The 26,827-nt window shown below is 66.9% G+C and carries 28 protein-coding genes and 3 tRNA genes; 12 read left to right on the plus strand and 19 right to left on the minus strand.

Going from position 1 to position 26,827, the window contains the following annotated elements; all coding sequences use genetic code 11:
• Positions 1–14 precede the first annotated feature (14 nt).
• Positions 15–530, minus strand: a complete 516-nt coding sequence (locus AC5P7A_RS01485) for a DUF3011 domain-containing protein (RefSeq protein WP_495219826.1) — start codon at positions 528–530, stop codon at positions 15–17.
• A gap of 241 nt (positions 531–771) precedes the next feature.
• Here AC5P7A_RS01485 and AC5P7A_RS01490 point away from each other — a divergent pair, with 241 nt between their 5' ends.
• Positions 772–1,167 (plus strand): hypothetical protein, encoded by a 396-nt coding sequence (locus AC5P7A_RS01490; RefSeq protein WP_032956187.1) that lies wholly within the window; start codon positions 772–774, stop codon positions 1,165–1,167.
• Between the two features lie 12 nt (positions 1,168–1,179).
• Here AC5P7A_RS01490 and AC5P7A_RS01495 read toward each other — a convergent pair whose 3' ends face one another.
• Positions 1,180–1,872, minus strand: a complete 693-nt coding sequence (locus AC5P7A_RS01495; RefSeq protein ID WP_032956186.1) for an aspartate/glutamate racemase family protein — start codon at positions 1,870–1,872, stop codon at positions 1,180–1,182.
• Positions 1,873–2,034: 162 nt separating this feature from the next.
• Between AC5P7A_RS01495 and AC5P7A_RS01500 the strand changes: the two genes are divergently transcribed.
• Entirely contained in the window at positions 2,035–2,676 is a 642-nt protein-coding gene (locus AC5P7A_RS01500) for a LysE family translocator (RefSeq protein ID WP_032956184.1), read from the plus strand.
• 94 nt (positions 2,677–2,770) lie between these two features.
• Positions 2,771–2,944 carry a DUF1328 domain-containing protein gene (locus AC5P7A_RS01505; RefSeq protein WP_005417836.1) on the plus strand — a complete coding sequence of 58 codons (174 nt, stop codon included), beginning with the start codon at positions 2,771–2,773 and terminating at the stop codon, positions 2,942–2,944.
• A gap of 22 nt (positions 2,945–2,966) precedes the next feature.
• On the opposite strand, the gene AC5P7A_RS01510 is transcribed toward AC5P7A_RS01505, so the two are convergent.
• The 4 genes from AC5P7A_RS01510 to AC5P7A_RS01525 all read right to left on the minus strand — a co-directional run bounded on the left by AC5P7A_RS01510 (position 2,967) and on the right by AC5P7A_RS01525 (position 4,504).
• Positions 2,967–3,299, minus strand: a complete 333-nt coding sequence (locus AC5P7A_RS01510) for an SMR family transporter (RefSeq protein WP_014647841.1) — start codon at positions 3,297–3,299, stop codon at positions 2,967–2,969.
• 13 nt (positions 3,300–3,312) lie between these two features.
• Entirely contained in the window at positions 3,313–3,885 is a 573-nt protein-coding gene (locus tag AC5P7A_RS01515) for a TetR/AcrR family transcriptional regulator (protein WP_049442390.1), read from the minus strand.
• A 91-nt stretch (positions 3,886–3,976) separates the two neighbouring features.
• Positions 3,977–4,210: a DUF1653 domain-containing protein gene (locus tag AC5P7A_RS01520; RefSeq protein ID WP_014647839.1), complete on the minus strand. Its 234-nt coding sequence runs from the start codon at positions 4,208–4,210 to the stop codon at positions 3,977–3,979.
• Positions 4,211–4,222: 12 nt separating this feature from the next.
• Complete coding sequence (locus AC5P7A_RS01525) at positions 4,223–4,504, minus strand: hypothetical protein (RefSeq protein WP_014647838.1); 282 nt, start codon at positions 4,502–4,504, stop codon at positions 4,223–4,225.
• A 402-nt stretch (positions 4,505–4,906) separates the two neighbouring features.
• Between AC5P7A_RS01525 and AC5P7A_RS01530 the strand changes: the two genes are divergently transcribed.
• The 3 genes from AC5P7A_RS01530 to AC5P7A_RS01540 all read left to right on the plus strand — a co-directional run bounded on the left by AC5P7A_RS01530 (position 4,907) and on the right by AC5P7A_RS01540 (position 6,186).
• The gene (locus AC5P7A_RS01530; protein WP_032956178.1) at positions 4,907–5,113 is read left to right on the plus strand and encodes a hypothetical protein; all 207 of its coding nucleotides are present in this window, start codon (positions 4,907–4,909) and stop codon (positions 5,111–5,113) included.
• Positions 5,114–5,244: 131 nt separating this feature from the next.
• Positions 5,245–5,808, plus strand: a complete 564-nt coding sequence (locus tag AC5P7A_RS01535; protein WP_032956176.1) for a DUF3011 domain-containing protein — start codon at positions 5,245–5,247, stop codon at positions 5,806–5,808.
• 174 nt (positions 5,809–5,982) lie between these two features.
• Positions 5,983–6,186 (plus strand): hypothetical protein, encoded by a 204-nt coding sequence (locus tag AC5P7A_RS01540; protein ID WP_005417823.1) that lies wholly within the window; start codon positions 5,983–5,985, stop codon positions 6,184–6,186.
• Between the two features lie 139 nt (positions 6,187–6,325).
• On the opposite strand, the gene dxs is transcribed toward AC5P7A_RS01540, so the two are convergent.
• The 7 genes from dxs to AC5P7A_RS01575 form a co-directional block, all read right to left on the minus strand.
• Positions 6,326–8,233 carry a 1-deoxy-D-xylulose-5-phosphate synthase gene (gene dxs, locus AC5P7A_RS01545; protein WP_032956193.1) on the minus strand — a complete coding sequence of 636 codons (1,908 nt, stop codon included), beginning with the start codon at positions 8,231–8,233 and terminating at the stop codon, positions 6,326–6,328.
• Between the two features lie 105 nt (positions 8,234–8,338).
• Positions 8,339–9,004: an HNH endonuclease gene (locus AC5P7A_RS01550; RefSeq protein ID WP_445391808.1), complete on the minus strand. Its 666-nt coding sequence runs from the start codon at positions 9,002–9,004 to the stop codon at positions 8,339–8,341.
• A gap of 475 nt (positions 9,005–9,479) precedes the next feature.
• Complete coding sequence (locus tag AC5P7A_RS01555) at positions 9,480–11,270, minus strand: acyl-CoA dehydrogenase C-terminal domain-containing protein (protein ID WP_049442391.1); 1,791 nt, start codon at positions 11,268–11,270, stop codon at positions 9,480–9,482.
• 64 nt (positions 11,271–11,334) lie between these two features.
• Entirely contained in the window at positions 11,335–11,811 is a 477-nt protein-coding gene (locus AC5P7A_RS01560) for an LEA/WHy family protein (protein ID WP_049442392.1), read from the minus strand.
• A 165-nt stretch (positions 11,812–11,976) separates the two neighbouring features.
• The gene (locus tag AC5P7A_RS01565; RefSeq protein WP_049405026.1) at positions 11,977–12,528 is read right to left on the minus strand and encodes a lipocalin family protein; all 552 of its coding nucleotides are present in this window, start codon (positions 12,526–12,528) and stop codon (positions 11,977–11,979) included.
• 142 nt (positions 12,529–12,670) lie between these two features.
• A tRNA-Phe gene (locus AC5P7A_RS01570) sits at positions 12,671–12,746 on the minus strand.
• 72 nt (positions 12,747–12,818) lie between these two features.
• A tRNA-Phe gene (locus AC5P7A_RS01575) sits at positions 12,819–12,894 on the minus strand.
• Positions 12,895–13,228: 334 nt separating this feature from the next.
• Here AC5P7A_RS01575 and curA point away from each other — a divergent pair.
• Entirely contained in the window at positions 13,229–14,254 is a 1,026-nt protein-coding gene (curA, locus tag AC5P7A_RS01580; RefSeq protein ID WP_495219827.1) for an NADPH-dependent curcumin/dihydrocurcumin reductase, read from the plus strand.
• A 46-nt stretch (positions 14,255–14,300) separates the two neighbouring features.
• Here curA and AC5P7A_RS01585 read toward each other — a convergent pair whose 3' ends face one another.
• Complete coding sequence (locus AC5P7A_RS01585) at positions 14,301–15,143, minus strand: bifunctional transcriptional activator/DNA repair enzyme AdaA (RefSeq protein ID WP_126411190.1); 843 nt, start codon at positions 15,141–15,143, stop codon at positions 14,301–14,303.
• A gap of 132 nt (positions 15,144–15,275) precedes the next feature.
• On the opposite strand from AC5P7A_RS01585, the gene AC5P7A_RS01590 reads away from it, so the two are divergent.
• Positions 15,276–16,037 (plus strand): SDR family oxidoreductase, encoded by a 762-nt coding sequence (locus AC5P7A_RS01590; RefSeq protein ID WP_014647822.1) that lies wholly within the window; start codon positions 15,276–15,278, stop codon positions 16,035–16,037.
• A gap of 6 nt (positions 16,038–16,043) precedes the next feature.
• Here AC5P7A_RS01590 and AC5P7A_RS01595 read toward each other — a convergent pair whose 3' ends face one another.
• Entirely contained in the window at positions 16,044–16,529 is a 486-nt protein-coding gene (locus AC5P7A_RS01595; RefSeq protein ID WP_075076317.1) for a hypothetical protein, read from the minus strand.
• A gap of 158 nt (positions 16,530–16,687) precedes the next feature.
• Here AC5P7A_RS01595 and AC5P7A_RS01600 point away from each other — a divergent pair, with 158 nt between their 5' ends.
• Positions 16,688–16,861 carry a hypothetical protein gene (locus AC5P7A_RS01600; RefSeq protein ID WP_006457496.1) on the plus strand — a complete coding sequence of 58 codons (174 nt, stop codon included), beginning with the start codon at positions 16,688–16,690 and terminating at the stop codon, positions 16,859–16,861.
• A 61-nt stretch (positions 16,862–16,922) separates the two neighbouring features.
• On the opposite strand, the gene AC5P7A_RS01605 is transcribed toward AC5P7A_RS01600, so the two are convergent.
• Positions 16,923–16,998: transfer RNA gene (locus AC5P7A_RS01605), tRNA-Ala, on the minus strand.
• A gap of 231 nt (positions 16,999–17,229) precedes the next feature.
• Here AC5P7A_RS01605 and AC5P7A_RS01610 point away from each other — a divergent pair.
• Complete coding sequence (locus AC5P7A_RS01610; protein ID WP_046431763.1) at positions 17,230–19,560, plus strand: TonB-dependent receptor; 2,331 nt, start codon at positions 17,230–17,232, stop codon at positions 19,558–19,560.
• 71 nt (positions 19,561–19,631) lie between these two features.
• On the opposite strand, the gene AC5P7A_RS01615 is transcribed toward AC5P7A_RS01610, so the two are convergent.
• Both AC5P7A_RS01615 and rnd read right to left on the minus strand, forming a co-directional pair.
• On the minus strand, positions 19,632–20,705 hold the full coding sequence (locus tag AC5P7A_RS01615; protein WP_049442402.1) for a hypothetical protein: 1,074 nt from the start codon (positions 20,703–20,705) through the stop codon (positions 19,632–19,634).
• 89 nt (positions 20,706–20,794) lie between these two features.
• Positions 20,795–21,874 carry a ribonuclease D gene (gene rnd / locus AC5P7A_RS01620; protein WP_032956162.1) on the minus strand — a complete coding sequence of 360 codons (1,080 nt, stop codon included), beginning with the start codon at positions 21,872–21,874 and terminating at the stop codon, positions 20,795–20,797.
• Positions 21,875–21,958: 84 nt separating this feature from the next.
• On the opposite strand from rnd, the gene AC5P7A_RS01625 reads away from it, so the two are divergent.
• Positions 21,959–23,845, plus strand: coding sequence for a formylglycine-generating enzyme family protein (locus AC5P7A_RS01625; protein WP_329768322.1), 1,887 nt, complete (start codon positions 21,959–21,961; stop codon positions 23,843–23,845).
• A gap of 84 nt (positions 23,846–23,929) precedes the next feature.
• Positions 23,930–24,826: a M48 family metallopeptidase gene (locus AC5P7A_RS01630; protein ID WP_005417787.1), complete on the plus strand. Its 897-nt coding sequence runs from the start codon at positions 23,930–23,932 to the stop codon at positions 24,824–24,826.
• Between the two features lie 626 nt (positions 24,827–25,452).
• Here the strand turns inward: AC5P7A_RS01630 and xseA are convergent.
• Positions 25,453–26,784 (minus strand): exodeoxyribonuclease VII large subunit, encoded by a 1,332-nt coding sequence (gene xseA / locus AC5P7A_RS01635; RefSeq protein WP_014647817.1) that lies wholly within the window; start codon positions 26,782–26,784, stop codon positions 25,453–25,455.
• Positions 26,785–26,827 lie beyond the last annotated feature (43 nt).

Genomic DNA, 26,827 nt, shown 5'->3' on the forward strand with positions numbered 1-26,827 from the left:
CGTGTGGTCGGCAGTCAATACACACGGAACTCGGCACGGCAGCCGTCGCTGACCCACACGCCGCGGCGGTCCCAGCCCCAGTTGCGATCCTCGACGCACGGTGTCACCGACTTCTGCTTGACCAGGCGTACCTCGTGGCGCACACGGATGCGGCATTCCTTGTCCTTCTGCTCGTAGGACTCGCAGACCAGGCGCTCGCCATGGTCATCGCGGTCACGGTCACGGCCGCGCCCCGGCCAGCGGCCGCGTCCCTGTCCGTCGGCCACGAACTCGGCGCGACAGCCGTCGGTGACCCAGAGCATGCGGCGGCTCTGGCCCCAGTTCTGGTCCTCTACGCAGCGGGTGACCGACAGCTGCCTGGCCAGGCGCATGCGGCCTTCGATCGGGCACTGCTGGGTCTTGTTGAACTGCGATTCGCAGCGCAGCGGCGCAATGGGATCGCTGTCGTAATCCTGGGCGGCCACCGTGGTGGCGGCCAGCAGCAGGGCCAGGGTGGGGAGGGCAATCGGCAGCAGCAGGCGATGGGTCATGGGGGGCCTCGGCAGGGGAACGGGCCGCAAGAATGGACCAGCCCGGGGCCCTCGGAACGGATCGTTCCGGCGTTGGCTCAGTGGGGATTTAGTAGTGTGCACCGGCCCATGCAGAGCCTTACATCCCTTATCATCGCGGCACATCCGATCGCATCGGCTTACACCTTCTTACATCTCTCCCACGCTTGCCGGCCCAGCCTGTGGCTGCCGTCACTGGCGTGCAGCCGGCGTGTGGAGGAGGATGCGCGGACCACGACGACCACAGGGGGTTGCGTTGATCAGCAGTACCGTCATTCATCGCTCGGCTGGCGCAGAGGCCGGGCAGGTGCGTGTCCTGGACACCACGTTCAAGGGCAAGCATGTGTTCATTGCGTGGGGCCTGCGCGGGCCGGAACTGGCCCGCAGCGCGGACCCGCCCGCCACCGTGGCTGCGCGCAAGGCGCTGCATGCCGTGGCCGGCCACAGCGAGGGACCGCGCAGCCCGGAGGTGTTCATCGCCAACCAGTCGGCAGTGGCGATTACCGTCTATCGGCTGCTGACTGAGGCGCGTTCGGGCGATGCCATCTTCTTCCTGTGTGATTCGCAGGCCGTGGTCGACTGGTTGATCACCGCACTGGAAGTGCAGGGCGAAGACTGACAGCGCGCAGGGTCAGGCCAGTGCCGCATCCACCGCCGCCAGGGCGTGCAGGGTGGTGGTGTCGAACAGCGGCACCGGGCTGTCCTCGGCGCGGACCAGCAACATGATTTCGGTACAGCCGAGGATGATCGCTTCGGCGCCGCGTGCAACCAGGCGCGCGATCACGCCGGCGTATGCCTGCCGCGAATGCTCGCTGACCACGCCGCAGATCAGCTCCTGGTAGATGATGTCGTGCACGCTGCGGCGATCATCGGCCTCCGGAACCAGTACCTCCAGCCCGAAGCGGTCCTGCAGCCGGTCGCGGTAGAACGCCTGCTCCATGGTGAAGGCGGTGCCGAGCAGTCCCACCTTGCGGATGCCGGCCTGCAGGATCGCCGCGGCGGTCGGGTCCGCGATATGCAGCAGGGGCAGCGGGCATCCGGCTTCGATCCGGCCGGCCAGCGTGTGCATGGTGTTGGTGCAGATCACCAGCAGCTCGGCGCCACCGGCCTGCAGCCGCCGTGCAGCATCGAGCATGTGGTTGCCCAGCAGATCCCATTGGCCGTCGTGCTGCAGCTGCTTGATGCCGGCGAAATCCACCGACCACAGCAGCAGTTGCGCCGAATGCGCGCCACCGAGGCGATGCCGCACCGCCTCGTTGATGAGCCGGTAGTACTGCGCCGAGCTTTCCCAGCTCATGCCGCCGATCAGGCCAAGGGTCTTCATGCACTGCTCCAAGCCAGAGACGGCCATTGCAGCACAGATGGCAGTGGCGCTGCCGTGCACGGGCGCCGGCATCTGTAACCGTCGCATCCACCGCCCGCTGTATGTGCCGCGTCCTGCATGGGTGCCCTATGCTGGTGCCGTCTTCTGAAGTGGAAACCGGCAATGGCCCTGCATACCTGGTGGTGGTTCCTGGCCACGGTCTTCGTGCTGTGCGGGACGCCCGGGCCGAACATGCTGCACATCCTCGGGCGCAGCGTCGGGCTGGGGTTCCGTGGCAGCGTGCCGGCCATGGCCGGCTGCCTGCTGGCGATGCTGCTGGTGCTGGCCGCATCCGCTGCGGGCCTGAGCGCGTTGCTGCACTCCTCGCCGATGCTGTTCGAAGTGCTGCGCTATCTCGGTGTGGCCTACCTGGCCTGGCTTGGCATCAAGGCGTGGCGTGACAGCTGCCGCCCGGCACCCGCGGTGGCCGATGCTGCAGAGGTCACACTGGCGCCGGTACATGGCGCAGCGACGGTATTCCGTGGCGGCCTGTGGGTTGGCCTGAGCAACCCCAAGCTGTTGTTGTTCGCCGCGGCGTTCCTGCCGCAGTTCGTTGATCCGTCGCGTAGCCAGGCCGTGCAGTACAGCGTGCTGGTGGCGACCTTCGCGGCCTGCGAACTGTTCTGGTACGTGATGTACGCCGCCGGTGGCCACGGCCTGCGTCGTTGGCTTGCAAAGCCATTCGCACGGCGCTGGTTCGACCGGCTGGTGGGAAGCGTGTTCCTGGCCTTCGCGGTGGCGCTGCTGCGCTTCCGGCCGCGCTGATTCACGCCGCACACGCGGCCTTTTCACGACTGCCGCATCGGCTGCGGCCTAGCCTGATCACACCGTTTGCGTTCCCCGCGGGGTAAGGACTGACATGATCAAGTGGGCCATCATTTTCGCCATCATCGGCATCATCGCCGGCGTGCTGGGCTTCGGCGGCATCGCCGGTGCCGCTGTGGGCATCGCCAAGTTCCTGTTCTGGGCCGGCATCATCATTGCCGTGGTGCTGTTCCTGATCGGCATGAGCGTGGCGAAGAAGGTCAGCTAGCACCTGTCGCGCAGCAGCGTGTTCAGTGCGCGCTGCTGCGCGAGAACAGGTTGATCACCAGCACGCCGGCGCAGATCAGCGCGATGCCGGCCAGCGCAGCTGCATCCAGCCGCTGCTTGAACACCACCAGGCCGATCAGCGAGATCAGCACGATGCCGACGCCGGACCAGATCGCATAGGCGATGCCGGTCGGCACCGACTTCATGGTGACCGACAGCAGGTAGAAGCACAGCCCGTAGCCGACCAGCGCGCCCAGTGTCGGCCACAGCCGGCTCATGCCGTCCGAGGCCTTCAGCAGCGACGTGGCAATCACTTCCAGCACGATGGCGGCGGCCAGGTAGATATAGGGGTTCATCGCGGGCTCCGGGTCACTGCGGGTCGCACAGCTTGAGGGCCTGCTCGGCCATCGCCAGCGCATTGAGGCGCTCTGCTTCGTCCAGCGGCCGACCATAGGCGGTGGCCCAATAGCCATCGGCCGCGCAGCGTGCCGCGTACAGGCGCGGATCGCCCGCCTCGCCGGGGAACTCGGCCAGCATCGCGCGCTTCCAGTCGCGCCAGTGCGCCAGCAGGGCCGGCTCCATCAGGTTGCCCAGGGTCAGGCCGACGTCGTTGTCCTGTTCCTGCTGCAGCAGGTGCTCGAAGTTGGCCCGCACATAGGCGCGGCTGAAGCAGCCGTGGCCGGGCGTGCCGTCCTGCAGGAGCGTGCGCACACGCGCCTCGAATTCGCCGATGAGTGCGCCGATGGCTTCATCGACCAGCGCCTGCTTGCTGCTGAAATGGTGGAACAACGCGCCCTTGCTGACCCCGGCCACGCGCGCGACATCCTGCACGGTCAGTGCCGCCAGCCCGTTCTGGCCAATCACGGCGATGGTGGCGTGCAGCAATGACTGGCGCACGCTGTCGGGCGCTTTGCGCCGCGAGCGGGGAGGGGGCGGGGACATGATGGGAAGAAACCGACTGGACGGTATGATTGTAGCGCAGCCGGATCGCGTCACCGGCGCGACCATCGGCCACCGCCCGGTGGGAGCCGGATCAATCGTCGATGCGTGCGAAACGCGCCTGCGGGCCGTGTTTGCCTGGGACCTGCTCGACGAACATCGGGTAGGGGCGTACCCACAGGCCACCTTCGCCGTAGAGTGCGCGGTACAGCACCAATGGTTCCAGCGTCTCGCTGCTGCGGACGATGTCGATCACTTCGTATTCGCCGCCCTTGAAGTGGCGATACCGGCCACGGGCGAGGTCGGGCAGGGGACTCAGCTCAGCCATGACGGGTCGTGCTCACTTGCGCGCCGGGCTGGCGGGCGTGGCGCAGTACGCGTCGATGGCCTCGGCGCTGTTGGCCAGGCCGTGTGCCTGTGCCAGCTCCCAGGGCCGCTCGCAGCGCTGGCTGTGTTCGCACCACTGGTAGCCGGCCGAGCCGATGCAGCCGTGCGCGTCGCGATCGCCGCCTACCTTGGGCATGGTGGTCGAAGGCTTGCCGTCGGCACGCGGGGCTGCATTGTCCGGGCTCGCGCATGCGGCCAGAACCAGCAGCGCTGGAATCAGAAGAAGCACCTTCATGCGCGAGCTCCGTGCGTAAAGCAACATTTTCTGTCGCAAATAGCCCGTCAGCAAGCGCTCAATGCACGGCGGCGCGGACCAACTCTTCGATCAGAATCAGATAGCTGGCCACGAAATAGAACTTCAGCAACGTCGAACGCTGGTGCGAGAAGAAGGTGCGCATGTGGAAGGGGCCCCTGTTGATGATGGTAGTGTGAAGCCCAGCTGACTCCGTGACAAGGATCACGGAATGAACGAGCTAAACGGACTCAGGGATGTGATGAGGGTGGGGCTCTGACGCACTGGCGCGGACTTTTCGTACAAATCTGATAGGCCATCCCGGAGGCGGTCGCTAGCCTGATGGTGTAACGGCGAGCGGCACGTCTGCCTGCCACCGCACCCTCTATCCGCAGGAGCCTCCCCATGGTCATCACCGTCCAATGCACTGCCCAGCGCTGGTCCGTACTGCACCCGCAGGCACGCGAGGCCACCCGCTACGCACGTGGCGCCGACGCCTTTGACGCCGCCGCCGCGCTGGCCCTGGAGCATCACCGCCGCACCGGCCAGCGCAGCACGGTGCGGGTCGCGGCGCTTGGCAATACGGTAGACGCGCTTCACGTCGGAGAGTGACGCCAGCAACTGTGACGCAGTCAGGTCCGGTTGCGTTGTTTGAATGGGGAAAAACTGCCGTTGCGCTCCCCTCTGTGCGCCGGGCCGTGAATCCCGGATGCTTGCGCCATCGTATTCATCTGGAGATCTCGATGGGCAAGGCACTCACTTGGCGCACCCTGGCCTGCACCCTGTTGCCGATGCTGGCGGCGGCCGGCGGCGCCCAGGCGCAGAGCTATGGCTACGGCTATGACGACGACCGCTATGGTGGCCGCGATGGCAGTGGCATCGTGCGCTGCGAGTCGGTCAAGAATCGCAGCAATGAGTGCCGCCTGGACGGCCGCGCGCGGTTGATCCGCCAGTTGTCCGGTTCGCCCTGTGTGGAAGGTGAGACCTGGGGCCAGTCGCGCAACGGCGTCTGGGTCACACAGGGGTGCCGTGCCGAATTCGTCGGTGAATACCGCCGCGGTGGCGGCTGGGGTGGCAATGGTGGCGGCTGGGGCAATGGCAATGGCAACGGATGGGGCGGCGGCGATGTGGTCACCTGCCATTCCAATGGACATCGGCAGGAGTACTGCGATGCGCGCATCCGCCGGGGTGTGCGCCTGATCCGCCAGGACTCACGCAGCGCCTGCATCGAAGGCCAGAGCTGGGGCTGGGATCGCCGCGGCATCTGGGTGAGTGATGGCTGCCGGGCGCAGTTCCAGGTGAACTGAGCTTTACGGGTTCAGCCCATGAAAATCAGAATAATCTGATACAGCTCACATTTTGAACGCCGTATTGTCTGCGATCAGGGCACGTTGCGTGCCCTGAATTCCAGCGGTGCCGTGTGCCATAACCGGCATGGGCATCCCGCCGCCATCGATACGCTGCCTCAAGGAGTGAGCTGCATGTTGATCCGCCTGCAATGCGAACAGCGCCAGTGGCGCGTGCTGCATCCGGACCGGCCGGAGCCGATCGAGTTCCGCGATGGCGCCCGCGCCTACGACTTCGCCGAGACCCTGGCCCGCCTGCACTTTGTCGACACCGGTCAGCGTGCGGCCGTGCGCGTGGAAGCCAGCGGCGCATTCGTCGAAGCGGTCAGTTACGGCTGAGCGCGGGTGCCTGCCAAGGCAGGCACCCGGAATTCCATCATCCACGCATGGCGTGGATCTACGCGTTTCGAGCCTGGAGGGTGCGGACGCTGTCCGCACCCATTGCGCCCTGTGTGGATCTACCGGGTGGTGATCGGCCTCAGCCTGCCGCGCTGAGCGGCGGGGTACCTGCGGCGAGCTGCGGCCAGCGCTTGAGCACAGCGGCGCGGATGCCGGCCGCGTCGATGCCGGCTTCGGCCAGCAGGTCTTCGCGGCTGGCATGGTGCTGGTAGCTGTCGGGCAGGCCCAGGTGCAGGATCGGCCGCAGCACGCCTTCGGCATTGAGCAGTTCACCAACACCGGAGCCGGCGCCACCGGCCACCACGTTGTCTTCGATCGTCACCAGGCCCTCGTGCTGGGCGGCGACAGCCAGCACCAGCTCGCGGTCCAGCGGCTTGATGAAACGCATGTTGACCACGCTCAGGCCCAGTTCGCGGCCGACCTGCTCGGCGGCGGCCACGGTGCTGCCGAAGGCGAGCAGGGCAATGCGGCTGCCCTGCAGGCGCAGTTCGCCCTTGCCGATCGGCAGGGTCGACAGGTCGGTGCCGGCTGCAACGCCGGTGCCGGTGCCGCGCGGGTAGCGCACGGCGGCCGGGCCCGGGTGCTGCAGGCCGGTGCTTAGCATCTGCCGGCACTCGGCTTCGTTGGACGGTGCCATCACCACCAGGTTCGGCACGCAGCGCAGGAAGCTCAGGTCGAGGTTGCCGGCGTGGGTCGCACCGTCCGGGCCGACCACGCCGGCGCGGTCGATCGCGAACAGCACGTCCAGGTCCTGGATGGCCACGTCATGTACCAACTGGTCGTACGCGCGCTGCAGGAAGGTCGAGTAGATCGCCACCACCGGCTTGCCACCCTGTGTGGCCATGCCGGCGGCGAGGGTGACCGCATGCTGTTCGGCAATCGCCACGTCGAAATAGCGCTGCGGGTATTCCTTGCTGAAACGCACCAGGCCGGAGCCTTCGCGCATCGCCGGGGTGATGCCGTACAGGCGCGGCTCGGCGGCGGCGGCATCGCACAGCCAGTCGCTGAATACATCGGTGTAGGTCGGCTTCTTGGCACCGGCCTTGGCCACCAGGCCCTTGTCCGGATCGAACGGGCCCACGGCGTGGTAACCGATCTGGTCGCCCTCGGCCGGCTCGTAACCCTTGCCCTTGGTGGTCATCACATGCAGCAGCTTCGGGCCCTTGGAGGCGCGCAGCGTCTTCAGCGTGGACAGCAGGGCGGGCATGTCGTGGCCGTCGATCGGGCCGGTGTAGTGGAAGCCCATTTCCTCAAACATCGTGGAAGGCACGAACATGCCCTTCCAGTGCTCTTCCCAGCGTTTCACGAAGCGTGCCGGATTGTTCTTCTTGTCACCGAGAATCTTCTTGCCGCCTTCGCGCAGCGCGTTGAGCGTGCGGCTGCCGGTGGCGCGGCCCAGCATCTTGGTCAGGCCGCCCACGGCCTCGGAGATCGACATGTTGTTGTCGTTGAGGATCACCAGCAGGTTCGGCTCCGGCTCCATGCCGCCAGCGTGCATCAGCGCTTCGAACGCCATGCCGGCGGTCATCGCGCCGTCACCGATCACCGCCACGATCTTGCGGTCGTCGCCTTCGGACTGGCGGGCGATGGCCATGCCCAGTGCGGCCGAGATCGAGGTCGAGGAGTGGCCGACACCAAAAGTGTCGTACTCGCTTTCCTCGCGCTTCGGGAACGGCGCGATGCCGTCCTTCTGCTTGACGGTGTGGATCTCGTCGCGGCGGCCGGTCAGGATCTTGTGCGGGTAAGTCTGATGGCCGACGTCCCAGACCAGCTGGTCGTGCGGTGTCTGGTACAGGTAGTGCAGGGCCACGGTGAGCTCGATCACGCCCAGGCCGGCGGCGAAGTGGCCGCCACTCTTGCCCACCGATTCAATGAGGTAGGCGCGCAGTTCGTCGGCAACCGCCCTCAATTCGGATTCGTCGAACGTGCGCAGGTCATCCGGCGTCTGGATGCGCGCGAGGCGGGGATAGCGGGCAGAGTCGATCATCATGTTCGCACTTTTTCTGAACGCCCATTTTCGCCCTCAAACGGGGGTGGGGCAAGCAAACGCCGCCGTCCGTGACAGGACGGTGAGGGTTGCATTTTCAGGCGTTCAGGTGCTCAGTTTCGAGCGCTTGGGCAATTGCGCCTTCAGGAAGGCCATCTGGTCGGCCAGGATGTTGCGGTTGGACAGGATCAGGTGCTCGATCCAGCTGGGCCGGTAGGGCACTGCCAGCAGGGGCATGCCGGCCTGCTGCGGGGTGCGGTCGCTCTTGCGCGAATTGCAGTGGAAGCAGGCGGTGACCACGTTTTCCCAGCAGTCCAGGCCGCCCTTGGACAGCGGCATGACGTGGTCGCGGGTGAGCGTGGGGCGGCTGAACTGCTGGCCGCAGTACATGCACAGATGGGCGTCGCGGGCGAAAAGGGCCTGGTTGGTCAGGTTCGGCGTCGGGTCGATCGCACGGGAGCGGGCGTGGCCGCGGGCGGCGATGATCGGGTGCAGGTCCATGCCGCTCTGCAGGCCGCTGAAACGGTTGGTGCCGCCGTGGATGTGCAGGCAGGGGTCGCCGAGCGTCCAGGCCACCGCCTCGCGGGCGTAGAGGCAAGCCGCATCCTGCCAGGTGATCCAGTCCAGTACGCGTCCGTGGGCATCAAGCGAGAGCAGCCGGACCGAACCGGGGCGATGCAGCGTCGTGGCGTTGGGCGATGCTTCGGCGCCCGGAGCAGAAAACAGAGCTCCGGCTTCGATCAGACCCAAGCGTGTAGTGTCTGTCTCCATCGGGAGAACAGCTTATACCTGAATCATTGCGATTTGGGTATCGCCCGGAGGGCGAAACCCAAATCGCAATGATTCAGGTCCGCGCATTCCTCCTATCCCCCGCACCTGTCGGTGCGCCCCCCTTAACAAAGGGGGGCTTTTCCCCAGATGGATTTCGGTGGTTTCCATCCACGCGTGGCGTGGATCTACGCAGATCGCGGGGAACTGTCAGAGGCGGGGCGGTGTGGGTTGGCAGGACCGTTGGCGCCATGGAGGGCGCCATCGAGCCCCCAGGGGTGAGGGCGCTTTGCTTGCGAAGCACTGCTTCGCAAGCGCCCGACCGCACAGTCGCCAGCGGCTGGGCCGGACCGCGGAGCGGGGTTTACGGCGTGTCCTGCCAGCCCACACCGCCCCGCCATCCACCGGGATCCAGCTGTTGCTATTGCGGTTGCCGGCCAGCGGCCGGCACTACCGCGGGTGCCGGGCGAAGCCCGGCTCAGGCGCCGAAGCGCTCGTCGTCCATGGCCATCAGCGGCGCGGCACCGGCCTGGATCGCGGCGGCGTGGCTGAGGGTGCGCGGCAGCACGCGGGCGAAGTAGAACCGTGCGGTCTCGCGCTTGCCCTGGGCGAAGGCGGCGCCGTGCGCGCTGGCATCGGCGGCGGCCACGCTGCGGGCCCACCAGTAGGCCAGCACCACGTAACCCGAATAGAACAGGTAGTCGTAGCTGGCCGCGCCCAGTTCGTCGGGATTGGCGGCCGCGCGCTGCAGCACGTCCATCGTCAGCTTGCCCCATTCGGCGGCCTTGGCGCGCAGCGGGCCGATGAACTCGGCCAGCGCTTCGTTGCCCTCGTGTTCCTTGGCGAAGGCTTCGATCTCGGCCAGCATCAGCTTCAGGCCGGCGCCCTGGCTGGATGCGGTCTTGCGGCCGATCAGGTCCAGCGCCTGGATGCCGGTGGTGCCTTCATACAGCGTGGTGATGCGTGCATCGCGGGCCAGCTGCTCCATGCCGTGCTCGCGGATGTAGCCGTGGCCACCGAAGCACTGCAGGGCGTTGTAGGTGTTCTCGATGCCCCATTCGGTCTGGCAGGCCTTGGAGATCGGGGTCAGGAAGCTCACCAGGGTGTCGGCGCGCTCGCGCTCGGCGGCATCCTGGGCGTGGTGGGCGATGTCGATCAGGGTGGCGGCATGCAGCGCCAGCAGGCGGCTGCCTTCGACCAGCGACTTCACGGTCAGCAGCATGCGACGCACGTCCGGGTGGACCAGGATCGGGTCGGCCGGCTTCTCCGGGAACCTGGCGCCGCTCAGGGCGCGCGACTGCAGGCGCTCACGGCTGTACTTCAGTGCGTTCTGGTAGGCGCGCTCGGACAGGCCGATGCCCTGCAGGCCGACACCCAGGCGCGCGGTGTTCATCATGGTGAACATGGCCTGCAGGCCCTTGTGCGGCTGGCCGACCAGGTAACCCTGCGCACCATCGAAGTTCATCACGCAGGTGACCGACCCCTTGATGCCCATCTTGTGTTCGATCGAGCCACAGCGCAGTGCATTGCGCTCGCCGACGTTGCCATCGCGGTCGACCTTGAACTTCGGGGTGACGAACAGCGAGATGCCCTTGGCGCCCGAAGGGGCGTCGGGCAGCTTGGCCAGCACCAGGTGCACGATGTTCCCGGTCAGGTCGTGCTCCCCGGCGGTGATGAAGATCTTGGTGCCGGTGATCGAGTAGCTGCCGTCGGCGTTCGGCTCGGCCTTGGTCTTGAGCAGGCCCAGGTCGGTGCCGCAGTGCGGCTCGGTCAGGCACATCGTGCCGGTCCAGCGGCCTTCGATCAGCGGCTTGAGGAAGGCGTCGTGCTGCCACGCCTCGCCGTGCTGCTTCAGCGCTTCAATGGCGCCGTGCGAGAGCAGCGGGAAGTTGCCCCACGCCAGGTTGGCGGCGTTGATCATTTCGTTGAGCGGCACCCCCAGGGTGTGCGGCAGGCCCTGGCCGCCCAGCTCCGGCGAGGCGGTCAGGCCGGTCCAGCCGCCATCGACGAACTGGTCGTAGGCCTGCTTGAAGCCGGGCGGGGTGGTCACTTCACCGGTGGCCTGGTCGAGTACGCAGCCGATCTCGTCGCCGACGCTGTTGAGCGGGGCCAGCACGGTGGCGCTGAAGCGGCCGGCTTCCTCCAGCACGGCATCGACCACGTCGGCGGTGGCGTCGGTGAAGCCCAGGCGGGCGAACAGGGGTTCGACCTTGAGCACGTCGTGCAGGGCGAAACGGAGGTCGGAAAGCGGGGCGGTGTAGCTGCTCATCGGTACGTCTCGATTTGATCAGGGCAGAGGGGAGCGGCGCCGGGCGCCGCGACGAAAGGCGGGTTCAGCGCAGCACGCCGGGCAGGCCGGGGGCCTGGTTGAGGGTGCTGCGGCTGCTGATGTCGAAGCTGCGCTGCTTCTTTTCCTGCGGCGTGGCCGCCACCGTTCCCTTCAGGGCGTAGGCCAGGGTGCGGTTGCTGGCCAGCGCGTCGGCCACCACCAGGCGCGCGGTCGAGCTGGGCACGAGGTCGACATTGATGACGTCGGCGGAGGTGCCGCCGATGGAGATGCCGGGCTTGACCTGCAGGGTGCCGGCATCGCTGTCGCCGACGGTCAGCGCCAGTGAGACATCATCGAAGGTCATCGGCATCGAGCTGAAGTTCTGCAGGCGCAGGGCCACGGTCCAGTTGCCGTCGGCACGCACGGTCAGCTGCTGCAGGCTGGCCGCCGGTTCCGAAACACGCTTGACGATGCCGTCGCTGCAGGCAACAAGGGCGAGGGTGCACAGGACGATCAAGGCGGTACGGAAGCGGTGGAGCATGGGCGCAAGTCCTCTGGAGGGGGTGCGTTGGGGTAAGCATACTACGGCGTATGGTTTTATGGATCGCCCGGAGCGACCCGTCCGCAGAGGGTAGCGCGTGAAGATGGCGGTCGGGCATGCACAACGCCGGATGGCGCGCGCACGATGCGCCGGATGCGAAGCGGTTCAGTCGGCCGCGGGATCGCGCAGCGGGGCCATCAGGCGCAGTGGCCCGAGGTCGTACCCCATCGACTCGGCCTTGGCTTTCAACTGTTCGAACCGATCGCGCTCCATCTCCGGCAGGCGCGAGAGGATCCACAGATACTTGCGGCCGGGTTCGCCGACCAGGGCCCATTGATAGTCCGGGTCCAGCGCCAGCACCCAGTAGTCGGCCCAGACCAGGGGCGCCCAGCTCAGCCAGTCGGGGACGAAGCGCACCTGCAGTTGCCCGGGATGGCCGGCCACCGGGCGTGCCACGCCTTCGGCGACCACGCGCTCGCCGTCACCCTTGCGGCAGGCATTGGTGACGCTGATGCGGCCGTCGCGGCGCAGGCCATAGTTGGCGGTGATGTCGCCCACGCACTGCTTCTGGAACGAGACTGGAAGATGCGCGATCTCGTGCCATTGGCCCGCGTAGCGATCAATGTCCAGGTGCTCGACCGCGCGCACCGGTTCAGTGGCGATCACCGGGAAGGCGGCCAGCAGCAGGCAGGCGAGCAGGGCGGGGCGCAGATGCATCGGCAGGCTCCAGGCAGGAGTCTGGAGCGTAGGTGCCGCGGCCCGTGCCGGTGTAAATGTTTCGTCAACCGAGCCACGGTGGTCGCCGCTTGCGCGAAGCGCGAATAAAAAAAAGACCTGCATTTCTGCAGGTCTCTGAAGATGGTGGCCGAAGACGGAATCGAACCGCCGACACGGGGATTTTCAATCCCCTGCTCTACCAACTGAGCTACTCGGCCAAATTGTGTGGCTACCGCGGTGAGTGCGGTTTCCGGAAAAAAAAGACCCGCATTTCTGCAGGCCTTCGAAAGTGGTGGCCGAAGACGGAATCGAACCGCCGACACGGGGATTTTCAATCCCCTGCTCTACCAACTGAGCTACTCGGCCACATGTTTCGTTGCAGCGAGGTCGCTGCCAAGGACGCGTATATTACGGAGGTCGGCTGCCTTCGGCAAGCGTTTTGCCAAGATTTCTTCACATTGCCCTCTGCGCGCTCGCAAGTGCTTGATCCTCCGTTGTGGGGCGGGGCGTGCCCCATCGATTGTCGTCTGCGGTGGAAATCTGCAGGTCGCCGCGTTCGCCAAAGCTGCAAGGGCAGGGGGTGCGCCGGACCCGCGCGGGTCCGGGCAGTGGAACGCTGTTTTCGTGGCCGCCATCGGGGATCGCCGCAGCGTAGTGTCGGCAGTCCTTTCCCGATGCTGGCAACAGCAGAGACCTGGCCATGTCCGATTCCTCCACCGCGTCCCGCATCGTGCTTGCCTCGCGCCCGCAGGGGGCGCCAAATGCAGCCAATTTCCGCCTGGAACAGGTTGCGCTGCCGGCACTGGCCGAGGGCGAAGTGCTGCTGCGCAACCGCTACCTTTCGTTGGACCCGTACATGCGAGGACGCATGGACGAGGGCCCGTCGTATGCCGCGCCGGTGGCGGTAGGGGCGGTGATGGAAGGCCAGACCGTGGCCGAGGTGCTGCAATCCAAGGCCGAGGGCGTAACCGCAGGCGAGCTGGTGCTGGCGCCGGGTGGCTGGCAGACCCACGCGGTGCTGCCGGCCAAGGCGCTGGGGCGTCGTCTGGATCCGGCCGGGCTGCCGCTCAGTACGGCGCTGGGGGTATATGGCATGCCCGGCTTCACCGCCTATTCCAGCCTGCATGAAATCGCCCGTCTGAAGCCGGGCGAGACGTTGGTGGTAGCCGCCGCGACCGGGCCGGTGGGCGCGACCGTGGCGCAGCTGGCCAGGCTGCAGGGCGCGCGCGTGGTCGCCATCGCCGGTGGCGAGGCCAAGCGTGCCTATCTGCAGACGCTGGGCGTGGACGTGGCGCTGGATCATCGCGTGGCTGATTTTGCGGACCAGCTGCGCGCGGCAGTGCCTGCGGGCATCGACGTGTACTTCGAGAATGTCGGCGGCCATGTGCTGGATGCGGTGCTGCCGCTGCTCAACGACTTCGCCCGCATTCCGGTCTGCGGCACCATCGCTACCTACAACGAGCGGGGCGTCGAGCAGCCTGGCCCGGATCGGCTGCCGTCACTGTTCAGCCAGATCCTGCGCCAGCGCTTGACCGTGCGTGGTTTCATCGTGCACGACTTCAACCACCTGTGGCCGGACTTCGAACGCGAGATGCCGCAGTGGCTGCGCGAGGGCCGCATCCAGTACCGCGAGGATGTGGTGGAAGGTCTGGAGAAGGCGCCGGAGGCGTTCTTCGGGCTGTTGCAGGGGCGTAACTTCGGCAAGCTGGTGGTGAAGCTGGATTGAGTGCTTGGTGGGTGTGCCGACCAAGGTCGGCGGCTATCGGGTGGCGTCAGCCGTTGGCGACCTTTTCCCGGCGCAGCAGTTCGCGCTTGCGCGCAACGCCCCAGGCATAGCCGGACAGGTCACCGTCGCGGCGCACCACGCGGTGGCAGGGCACGGCTACCGCTAATGGATTGCTCGCGCAGGCACGTGCCACCGCACGACTCGAGCGTGGTGCACCGATATGCGCGGCAATATCCGCATACGACGCGGTCTGGCCGCGCGGAATCTGCTGCAGTGCCTGCCATACCCGCTGCTGGAAGGCGGTGCCGCGGATATCCAGCGGCAGTGTGGCGCCTCGCGAGGGATCCTCGACCAGGCCCACCACCTGTGCCACCAGTTGCTCATAGCCGTGGTCGGCACCGACCAGTTCGGCCTGGCGGAAGCGTTGCTGCAGTGACTGCAGCAGCGCCTCCGGATCGTCGCCGAGCAGGATCGCGACCACGCCGGTGGCGCTGCTGGCCACCAGCACGCTGCCCAGTGAGCTTTCGGCAAGCGCGAAGTGGATGACTTCGCCGCGACCACCTGCGCGCCATTGCTTGGGAGTCATGCCCAGCAACTTCGGTGCGTTCTCGTAGAAGCGCCCGCTGGAGCCGAAGCCGGCATCGTGGAAGGCATCGGTGATGCGCTCCTGCTGTTCGAGCCCGGTGCGCAGGCGGTCGGCGCGCAGCGCGGCAGCGTACTGCTTGGGGGTCAGCCCGGTGGCCTGTTTGAACAGGCGATGCAGGCGCGTCGGGCTGCAGCCGGCGATGTCGGCCAGCTCCTGCAGCGAGGGCTCGTCGAGGCTGGCCTGCAGATGGCGGCAGACCCGTTCGACGCGGGCGTCGAGGGCGGTGGTGGCGGTGCTGTCCATGGGAGGATTCTGGCACGTGCCGGTTCTGCGGAAACTCCGTTTCCTGCACCTGGTCGCGAGGCCCGGAAACGGAGTGTTGGTGGGCCGGAGGCGCGGCATCGTGGCGGCCACTCCACAACCGGTACCACCCTCATGCGCCTGAACAACAAGATCGCCCTCATCACCGGTGCCAGCGCTGGCATTGGTCGTGCCAGCGCCCTGCGCTTTGCTGCCGAAGGGGCAAAACTGGTGCTCAATGCGCGGCGGCCGCAACCGCTGCACGCACTGGCCGAGCAGATCCGTGGCGCCGGCGGCGAGGTGGTGATGCATGCCGCCGATGTGGCTGATCCGGGCACGGCGCAGGCGCTGGTGGATCTGGCCCAACAGTCATTCGGAGGCCTGGACATCGCGCTCAACAATGCCGGCATGCTCGGCCCCGGCGTGCCGGCAGCAGAGTTCCCGGCGGATGCGTGGCGCGAGGTGATGGCCACCAATCTCGACGCCGCCTTCCATGCCGCACGCGCGCAGTTGCCGGCATTGCTGGCACGCGGGGGTGGCTCGCTGGTGTTTGTCGGTACCTTTGTCGGCCATACCGTGGGCTTCCCGGGTATGGCCGCCTACGCGTCGAGCAAGGCCGGACTGATCGGCCTGAGCCAGGTGATCGCCGCCGAGTACGGCGCGCGTGGCGTACGCAGCAACGTGCTGCTGCCTGGCGGTACCGATACCGAGATGGGCCGGCAGGCCGCACCCACCGGCGATGCCCGCGACTTCGTGCGCTCGCTGCACGCACTCAAGCGCATGGCCGAGCCGGAGGAGATCGCCAACGCGGCGCTGTTCCTGGCCAGCGATGAAAGCAGTTTCGTTACCGGTACCGCGATGCGTGTTGAAGGTGGAGTGTCGATCACCCGTACCTGAGCGGCGTCATGAGCGCGGCGTGTAGCGGATACCGCTGCTGGCCATGAAGCCTTTCGGGTCGAACCGGGCCCATGCCTCGCCCCACTCGAACCGGGCGCGGCCACCTGCCAGTTTGCGCCCCAGAGCCGTGGCCAAGGTGCGACGCATGAAAGCGACTTCGGCATCGATCGCGACCTGGGTCGGCCAGCCGTCTTCCAGTGTCGCACCCGGCAGATCGACGCCGATCGTCACCATGTCGAGCTGTTGCCCGTGGAAGCACAGGCTGATGCCGGCGGGCGCACCGCCCAGACTGACCCGGTGCAGGCTGAGCCAGTGATAGCCGGTGCCGGCATCGCGCTCGCCATGCATCAGCGTGGCGAAGGCGATGCGCGCCTCCTCCAGTGAAAGGGTGGGGCAGATCAACGTCGTCAGGTGGCCGAGCTGGATGCTGCCGTCCGCTGGATCGAGGCGCATTGGCAGCGTACGCGCGGCGTGCTGGGCGGGAGGTGACATCGCGGACTGGCTGGGCATGTTGGTCCGGATTCTGCAGAGCCGTGAGCTGCGGCGGCAAGCGGAACTGCACACGCTGTTCGCGCGGGCCTGACCTGCGGATTACTGCGCAGCCTCTAGCGTGAAGTCCTGATCGGCCTTCGCCGGCACAGGAGACTTCGATGAGCGAGCGCGACAAAGACCCTGGCGATCCGAAACAGGGCGTACAGGAAAGCCGTCAGGACAGGGCGCAGGAGGACGTGGCAAAGCAGCGGCCGGGGCAGCGCGATCAGCAGGTGCGTGATACGCATTCGCGTGGTCCACGCCGCAAGGACGGGGATCAGGAACCTGCCTGACTCGTGATCGATGCAAGAAAAAACCCGCAGATCGCGACGATCGGCGGGTCTTCTTAATGAGTGGTGGAGCCAAGGAGGATCGAACTCCTGACCTCGTCATTGCGAACGACGCGCTCTCCCAGCTGAGCTATGGCCCCACGGCAGGGCTTCAGTGTAGCCAACTGGCTGCGCCTTGCCAAGCCGACCCGGGATGTGCCGGACGGCGTGGCATGAAGGCGTGCACTGTGCCGAAACCGTCCGGTTTGTCGGGGCCGGATGCCGCGCAACGAAATCGTAACAATTTGGGGGATAATGGCGGCTTGCGCAGTTCTCCTCCTTTTTGCCGCCCGGCTCGCGCAGGCCGCACGGACGCCTCCTCAGAGCATTCCATGCCCTCCCATTCCGATTCCCGCCGCCTGTCGGGTATGTCGTCTTCCTTCGTTTCCTTCCGCCGCCATCCGCTGGCCCTGGCCTGTGCCGGCCTGGCCCTGGTCGGCAGCTTTGGTGCCGCCGCGCAGGACAGCGCGCCGACCCCGACGGGCCTGGACACGATCACCGTGACCGCCGAGCACCGCGAGCAGAACCTGCAGGAAGTGCCGGTCTCGGTGGGCGTGGTGCAGGGCGAGCGCATGCGCGACTTCACCGCCGGCGGCGACGACACCCTGCTGGCGCTGTCCGGCCGCGTGCCGAGCCTGTATGCGGAAACCACCACCGGCCGCATCTTCCCGCGCTTCTATATCCGCGGCCTGGGCAACATCGACTTCTACCTGGGTGCCTCGCAGCCGGTGTCGATCATCCAGGACGATGTGGTGCTGGAGCACGTGGTGCTGAAGTCCAACCCGGTCTATGACGTGGACCAGGTGGAAGTGCTGCGCGGCCCGCAGGGCTCGCTGTTCGGCCGCAACACCACCGCCGGCATCATCAAGTTCGACACGCTGAAGCCGACCCAGGACTACACCGGCCGCGTCAGCGCCAGCTATGCGACCTACAACAGCGTGTCGATCGACGGCGGCTTTGGCGGCCCGATCAACGACATCGCCTCGTTCCGCGTGTCGGCGCTGTACCAGCACCGCGACGACTACGTTGACAACACCTACAAGGGCCCGAGCGCTGACGGCACGGTCAGCCCGAAGAAGAACGCCATGGGCGGCTTCGATGACCGCAACGTGCGCGCGCAGCTGCTGCTGACCCCGAGCGACCAGTTCTCGATCCTGGCCTCGGCCCACGCCCGTGATTACGAAGGCACCTCGACCCTGTTCCTGCGTGGTGCGCTGACCAAGGGCTCGAACAAGACCGACGTGCCGCGCGACCAGGTCGCCTACGACGAAGCCGACAACAACCCGCAGGCCTACAAGACCTACGGCGGCTCGGTGAAGGCACGCTACGACTTCGGCGCGATCGACTTCACCTCGATCACCGCCTATGAGACCACCTCCGGCTACAGCCGCGGTGACACCGACGGCGGCGCTGCGGTGAACTTCCCGGTCAACGGCGTGCCGAACGGCTACGGCCAGTCGATGGGCCGCATCCGCGACCTGGACCAGTGGACCCAGGAATTCCGCCTGGCCAGCCATGACGACAGCGCCCTGCAGTGGCAGGCCGGTGCGTTCTACTTCAACGGCAGCGACACCACCGACTTCTACCAGCGTGCGTGGTTCCTGCAGGGTGCGGCCCGCAACCCGAACAACTGGGTGCGACTGCGCAACAAGAACACCTCGTGGGCCGGTTTCGGCCAGCTGAGCTACGCCTTCACCGACAAGTTCACCGTCACGGCCGGCCTGCGCCAGACCAAGGACGAGAAGCACACCCGCCTGCTGAAGACCGCTGACACCGCCGCCGGCGTGGTGACCTACAAGGGCCGCACCGACGTCAAGATGTCCGACACCACCCCGAGCTGGGATCTGAGCGCGATGTACCAGATCACGCCGGACGTGAGCGTCTATGCGAAGGTCGCACGCGGCTTCCGCGGCCCGACCATCCAGGGCCGTTCGGCGGTGTTCAATGCCGACTTCACCACCGCCGATTCCGAGACCATCCTGTCCTGGGAAGCCGGCGTGAAGAGCAGCCTGTGGGACAATCGCCTGCGCCTGAACGCCACCGCGTTCACCTACACCGTCAATGACATCCAGCTCAACGGCAACGATTCGGACGGCAACGGCGTGCTGTTCAATGCCGACAAGGCCAAGGCCTACGGTTTCGAAGCGGACATGGAGCTGCGCCCGATCCCGAACCTGACCCTGAGCGCCGGCGTCAGCCTGCTGCACAGCGAGATCAAGGACAAGCGCGTCTACGCGCAGGTCTGCGGCCTCAACGGCAAGGTGGTGTGCACGGTGAATGACCCGACCATCAAGGTCGGTGCCAACACCTTCGCGCAGATCGACGGCAACCCGCTGCCGAACGCGCCGAAGTACAACGTCAACCTGGCCGCCCGCTACGACTTCCCGGTCAGCGACGCGGGCACCATGTTCGTGTCCACCGACTGGAACAAGCAGGGCTACACCAGCTTCGTGCTGTACGACAGCAAGGAGTTCAACTCCAAGGGTGATTTCGAGGGCGGCCTGAAGATCGGCTACTCGGGCAACTACGGTGCCTATGAAGTGGCGCTGTTCGCGCGCAACATCACCAACGAGAAGAACCTCAAGGGTGTGATCGAGAACTACATGGCCGCGGTCTACAACGAACCGCGCACCGTCGGTGTCTCGTTGAACATGAACTGGTAAGGCTTACCCCGTCGTGTAACGGAAACGGCGCTCATCGAGCGCCGTTTTTCGTTGCTCGGCATCATCCGTGCTCACGGCGTGGCGCTGACGCCCTTGCCCAGCGCTGCATCGGACGGCGCACTGGGGCCCAGCACCTGCAGCTGCATCGCCTCCATCCGCTCCAGTACCTTGCGCTGCTTGCCGTTGAGGCCGCGCGAGGTGATTGCGATGTGCTTGCGTGCAGCGTCCAGCGGCGCGGGTTGGTAGTGCACCGTGAAGCGGCGCAGGGCGCATCCCGTCAGCTTGTCGACCGGTGCGCAGTCGTTCGCGTTGAAATCGATATCGCCGTCGGCGGCAACAATGAAGGGGCTGAGCAGGATCTGCCCTTCGCGGGCAGTGAAGGCCAGTGGCGCGTGGGCCTTGGCAATGACCGCCTGGATGCGTACGGCAGGGATGTCTTCAGGGACGATCCTGTCATCCCAGTAGCCTTCGGTCGGGCGCGAGGTTTCGTAGTTCTGGGTGCCCCATGCCACGCAGTTGCCGGAGGCCACATGCACCGAGATGCAGACCTGCTGGGAGTGCTGATCGGTCAGGACGCCGGGTGGTACCCAGACCTTCTTCCAGGAATAGAAACGGTAATCGACGTCGGCCAGGCGGGTGGCGCCGATGTCCTTCGATACTTCGTCCGTAGTCCCCAGCGGCTTCAGCTTGGCCACGCGGGTGTTCAGGCGGTAGTTCTCCGCACCGTTCAGCAGATAGGTGCCCGGCGGAATCAGATGCACCTCGAACACGTCCATCAACACCGTCCGCTGCGGGCCGGTTTCCAGTTCGTTGGTGTTGAACAGCTGCACATAGCCCTGGGAGGGAATGTCCTTGTGCTGGAAGGACACCCGCGTCGAGAACCCGGGCAGGTCGGTCGAGCGCTTGCCCAGATGAAAGCCGGGGACCGGAGAGCCGACGCCTGGCCCGCCGTTGTGCACGACATACGGGGCCGGCACCAGCACGGCAACCAGACCGTCGCGGGTGGCACCGTCAATGATGTCCACCAGCTTGGCTGTGTTCTCCTTTTCCTGTGCATAGGAAAGCGGTGCGGCCTGCCCAGAGCATGCCAGGCCCAACGTGGTTAGCAGCAGTGCGCAGGCGGTCGCGATCTTGAGGGTCTGCATCGACGTCTCCTTGTCAGTACCGGTAAACCTAGCACGGCCCCTGCAGGCTCGAGGTGCATGGCGCCGACGTGGTCCGGCGCCTTGTGCCATCAACGTGCGGGCAGCAGCGCCTGCAGCCGCGATTCCAGTTCCTGCTGGCGCCAGCCGGCCAGTGCGGCCGGCCACTGGCGGCGTTCCAGATAGCTTTCCAGGTGCTTGCGTGAGGCCAATACGCCATCCGGCAGGCCCAGTTCGCGGCTGCGCTCGGCAACCGCGTCCTGCAGCTTCTTCAGTGCCTGCTTGTTGCTGTCGTTGGCCGGCAGCGCCAGCGGTGCTTCGGCCTCATCGGCCAGCGGCGTATCCAGCGCCTGCCACACAGCGCCCGCGAGCTTGCGCGGTGCCTTCGGGAACTGTTCGAACAGCTTGCCCAGTGCGGCGGCATCGGCCGGTGGCGTGCGTGCCAGCGTGGCGGCCAGTTCGTTGTCCAGGATCCAGCTGCGCGGGCGGTCGCTGCTGCGTGCCTGCACATCGCGCCAGCGCAGCAGACGCAGCAGCCGATGCTGTGCGGCCGTGTCGAGGAACTGCGCCGAGCGCATCGCCAGGTGCGGCCAACGGTCTTCGTCATTGGCGACGCTGGCCAGCAGGCGCTCGCCGTCGTCGTGCAGCCACTGTTGGCGGCCCAGCGCCTGCAACCTGGCATCGATGGCGTCATGCAGCGCGAACAGGTGCTCGACATCGTCGGCGGCGTACTGCAGCTGCGACTCGGACAACGGGCGGCGCATCCAGTCCGAACGGGTTTCGCCCTTGGCCAGCGCCACGCCGGTGATTTCCGCGACCAGCTTCTGGTAGCCCATACCGCCACCGATGCCGGCCAGCGAGGCGCCGATCTGGGTGTCGAACAGCGGACGTGGCAACACGCCGCAGGCCCACTTGAAGGCGACCAGGTCTTCGCTGGCGCTGTGCATCACCTTGACGATCGATTCATCGGCCAGCCACGGCGCCAGCGCCTCGGTCATGCCGGGAATCAGGGGGTCGATCAGCAGGATGTCCTGCCCGACCGCCATCTGCACCAAGGCCAACTGCGGCCAGAAGGTGCGTTCACGGATGAATTCGGTGTCCAGGCCGATGCGGGCCGGACGCTGCTGGAAGTACGGATCCAGCTCGGCGGGGGTGGTGATCCAGATTGCCACGGGTCAGGGCCTACTACTCGGGTTTGCTCAGGCAGGGGAGAATAGCCTAACGTCGGTCCGCATCCGTGCCGAAGGAGATCCTGCTTGCGTTTTCCGCTGTCGTCCGTGCTGTGCACCGCCCTGGCCCTGGCCGGCTGCACGCCGTCGCCCTCGGCGACACCGGAGCCGGGACCGGCTGCTGGCGAAGACGCACGGCCGCAGCAAGGCATGCAGGCGGACGCGACGCAGGAGGCGGCGCAGGGCAGCGTCACCATCGCCGGTGAGGATGCCGCCGAGGATGTGCAGCGGTGGACGCCACCGCGGGTCGATCGGCAGGGGCGCAGCCTGGCCCAGCTGCGTCGCGCGGCCGAGAAGGCGTTCGCCGAAGGGCGCCTGTACGAGGACGCCGACGCGGCGGTTCCGCTGTGGCTGGCGGTGCAGGAAGAAGACCCGGATGACCGCCAGGCCCGCAACGGCCTGCAGCGCGCCCGCCAGCGCCTTCAGCAGCAGGCCGATGCCCTGCTGGTCCGGCCGCTGCAGCAGCGCGAGGCGCTGGCCGAGGCCAGCCGCCAAGCACTGGTGCTGCTGACCCTGGCGCCGAAGGATGAGAAGGTTCGCGCGCTGCAGGGACGGGTGGAGCTCGCCCAGCGCGTGGTGGCCTACAACCGTGCCGGCGAGGAAGACCTGCGTTCGGGGCGGATCGGTGAGGACGGTGACGGAGCGATCGGCAACTTCCGTGAAGCGCTGGCCCTGGATGAACACAACAGCCGGGCACGGCAGGGCCTGGCGGCGGCCGAGAGTGGCCTGATCCGCCGTGCCGAGGACGCGGCGCGGGTGCGTGACTTTGCCAGCGCCGGCACCTGGCTGGCCGAAGCCAGCAAGGTCCGTGACTCATCACCGGCCATTGCCGATGCCTTCGAACGTATCGAACAGATACGCGCGGCGGCACTGCTGCAGCTGCGCGATGATGGCCTTCGCGAACTGGCGACGCCACAGGGCCTGAAGCCGGCGCGCGAGAAGCTGGCCGAGGCCCTGCGCATCGCCTTGCCAGGTGATGCGGTGGTGGCCCAGTTGCGCGAACGCATCGACCTGGCCACCCATTACGGCAGCTTCCGTCCCGGGCAGGTGTTCAGCGACGCCATGCGCGATGGCGGGCGCGGCCCGCAGATGATCGTGGTGCCGCATGGTGGCTTCCAGATGGGCGCGGGTGATGCCGAGCCCGGTGCCAGCGATGCCGAGCGGCCCTCGCATTATGTGCGCTTCGACCGCGGGTTTGCGATGGCGATCACCGAGATCACGGTCAGTGATTTCGAGCGCTATGTGAAGTCGACCAATGCGCGGCCGCGTGCGACCCGGCGCGGCCACTCGGTGGTCTATGACGAGCGCAGCGGCAATTTCATCCGCCGCAGCGGTGTGGACTGGCGTTCCGATTACGATGGCGCGCGCGCACTGGGCAATTCGCCGGTGATGCATGTGAGCGTGCGTGATGCCGAAAACTACGCGGCGTGGCTGTCCGAGCAGACAGGACGCAGCTACCGGCTGCCGAGCGAGGCCGAATTCGAGTACGCGCTGCGTGCCGGCAGCAGTGGCCGTTATCCGTGGGGCGACGCCGGCACGCCGCCGCCCGGCGCTGGCAACTTCACCGGCAGCAAGGATGTCTCGCCCTCGGGACGGCACTGGCACAACGCCTTCGTCGGCTATGGCGATGGCTGGTGGGGGCCCGCGCCGGTGGCCAGTTTCCAGGCCAATGCCTTCGGCCTGCACGACATGGCTGGCAATCTCAGCGAGTGGGTGGCCGACTGCTGGCATGCCAGCTACCGGCGTGCGCCGTCCGATGGTGTCGCCTGGTTCAACCCGGGCTGCCGGTCGCGGGTGATCCGGGGCGGCAACTGGGCCAATGCGCCCGAGCAGACCCGTGCGGCCTGGCGGCAATCGCAGGACTCGGACACCACCAACGCGCGCATCGGCTTCCGTCTGGTGCGGGGCATCTGAGCATCGGGCTTCACCCGCTGCTGGCGTCCGCGCACTAAGATTGCGCCGTGCCCGCCGGCCGGCGGGGCCTGCTGGAAGACACCGATGCGCAACGATCCCTTTTCCCGCTCGCCGCAAGGCCCGCAGCGGCGCGGCCTGTTCGGCAACATCCGCTGGTGGGTGCTGCTGCTGGCGGCGGGCTATGCGGTGTTCTACTGGTTCTCCAATCGCACGGTCGATCCCTACACTGGCGAGAAGGTGATGATCGACAGCAGCCTGGATGCGCGCCAGGAGACCGCGCTCGGGCTGCAGGCCTACCAGCAGATCCTGTCGCAGGAACGGCCGATGGATCCGAATGCGCCGATCGCGCGTGATGTGCGCGACATCGCCCAGCGCCTGATCGCCAAGGTGGACGTGGTGGAGACCGCGCTGGCACAGGAGCACGGCGTGCAGCCGGCGCATTTCGCGCGGGATTTCCAGTGGGAAGTGAATGTGATCCCGTCCGAGCAGGCCAATGCGTTCTGCCTGCCGGGTGGCAAGATGGCGGTCTACACCGGCCTGGTGCCGGTGGCGCGTACGCGTGACGCGATGGCGGTGGTGATGGGCCATGAGATCGCCCATGCGCTTCTACGCCATGGTGCACAGCGGATGGCGCAGCAGAAGCTGACCCAGATCGGGCAGATGGCTGGTGCCGCCAGCGGCATGGATGCGCAGCAGCAACAGATGATGATGTCGGCGATGGGCTACGGCTACCTGCTGCCCTATGCGCGCAGCCACGAGACGCAGGCCGATGAAGTGGGGCTGATGCTGGCCGCAGCGGCCTGCTTCGATCCCCGCGAGGCGGTGCCGCTGTGGCAGCGCATGGGCCAGGCCAGTGGCGGCCAGGCGCCGCCGGAGTTCGCCTCCACCCACCCGAACCCGGGTACCCGCATCCAGAACCTGCAGGCGCTGATGCCGAAGGCGCTCGAGTACCGGCAGAAGTTCTGCGAGCAGGCAAAGTAGGGGGGGGCGGCAGGGCTTGCAGCCCTGCACCCGCGGTAGGTAGTGCCGGCCGCTGGCCGGCAGCAGCAACAGCGGAAGCGGGTTTCCTGAGGGATGGCGGGGTGGGTCCGGTTGCGGGAGACGCCGTAAACCCTTCCATGGGGGCTTGGCCGCGGCATCCATGCCGCGGACACTCCCGCAACCGGACCCACCCCGCCTTCGACAGTTTGCTGCGGTCTGTCGGAAATGCTCTTGGGGTCAGATCCGTTTTCCGTAGGAAAACGGATCTGACCCCGAATTGATTCGATATCTGACAGGATCTACCGTGTCGACCAAGCTCGACACCTACCAACAGTCATCGGAATCTGTCAGAGGTGGGGCGGTGTGGCTGTGCAGGACCGTTGGCGACATCGAGCCCCCAAGGGTGAGGGCGCTTTGCTTGCGAAGCACTGCTTCGCAAGCGCCCGAACGCACAGCCGCCGGCGGCTGGGCCGGACCGCGCAGCGGGGTCTACGGCGTGTCCTGCACAGCCACACCGCCCCGCCAAACCATCAGCAATCCAGAGCCGCTTTTGCTGTTGCTGTTGAGGTTGCCGGCCAGCGGCCGGCACTACCGCAGGTGCAGGGCGCAGCCCTGCCGAACACCCCTTACTTGACCTGTACGTCGATCACACCGTCGCCGACGCGGGCCTGCAGTGCGTCACCTGGCTTTACCTGATCGATCTGGCGTACCAGGGTGCCATCATCGCTGCGGGTCAGGATGCTGTAGCCACGCGCCACGGTCGCCAGCGGGCTGACCGCTTCAAGTGAACGCGCCAGTCCGCGCAGTCGCAGTGCATCGCGCTCCAGCAGGCGCTGCATCGCGGCCTGCGGCCGCCCGCGCAGGGCAGCCAGACGGCGCTGCATCGCATCGAGCTGGCGCTGCGGATGGTGCCCGCGCAGCACTGCCGCCGCATGACGCAGGCGCGCGGCGCGACGCTCCTGCTGCTGGTTGAACGCCGCATGCAGGCGCCGGCCCAGATCCAGCTGGCGTCGGCGCAACAAGTCCAGCCGCGCCTGCGGGCTCTGGGCGTTCAGGCGCAGCAGGGCGCGGTCGGCGCGCTGCATCGCCTGCTGCATCGCATGCCGTTGCAGCTGCACCATGCGCGCGGCCGTGCGGCGCAGGCGCAGGGCCAGTTCGCGCTGGTCGGGTACCAGCAGTTCAGCTGCCACCGAAGGCGTCGGCGCACGCAGGTCGGCGGCGAAGTCGCTGAGGCTGAAGTCGGTTTCGTGGCCGACCGCCGAAACCACTGGGGTGTGGCTGGCGGCGATCGCACGGGCCAGGGCTTCGTCATTGAAGGCCCACAGGTCTTCCAGCGAACCGCCGCCGCGGGTCAGCAGGATCACGTCGTAGCGACCACTGGCATCGGCCGCCTGCAGCAGGCGGGTGATCTGCGCGGCGGCGCTGCTGCCCTGCACCAGGGTCGGCAGCAGGTCGACTTCCAGCAGCGGGAAACGGCGGCCGAGCACGCTCAGCACATCGCGCACGGCGGCGCCGGTCGGCGAGGTGATCACTGCCAGACGTTGTACATGCGCCGGCAGTGGCCGTTTGCGCGCCGGGTCGAACAGGCCCTCGGCCTCCAGCCGTGCCTTCAGTTCCTCGAAGGCGCGGCGCAGTGCGCCTTCGCCCGCCTCTTCCATGTGGTCCAGCACCATCTGGTACTCGCCACGGGCGTCGTACAGGGTCACCTTGCCGCGCACCAGCACGCGCATGCCTTCGCGCGGCACGAACTTCAGGTACTGCGCCTTCATCCGGAACATTGCGGCGCGCAGCTGCGCACGCGCGTCCTTCAGGGTGAAATACAGGTGACCGGAGGCAGGACGCGCCACGCTGCCCAGTTCGGCCTCGACCCAGATCGCCGGGAAACTGCCTTCCAGCAGGTCGCGGGCCAGGGTGTTGAGCTGGCTGGGGGTGAAAATGTCGTTGTTGCGTGGCTGCATGGGAACGGCGTGCTGCGGGTGGAGCGGGGGCTCAGGATCGCAC

The sequence above is a fragment of the Stenotrophomonas sp. YJH_SMC_65 genome (assembly GCF_059369475.1).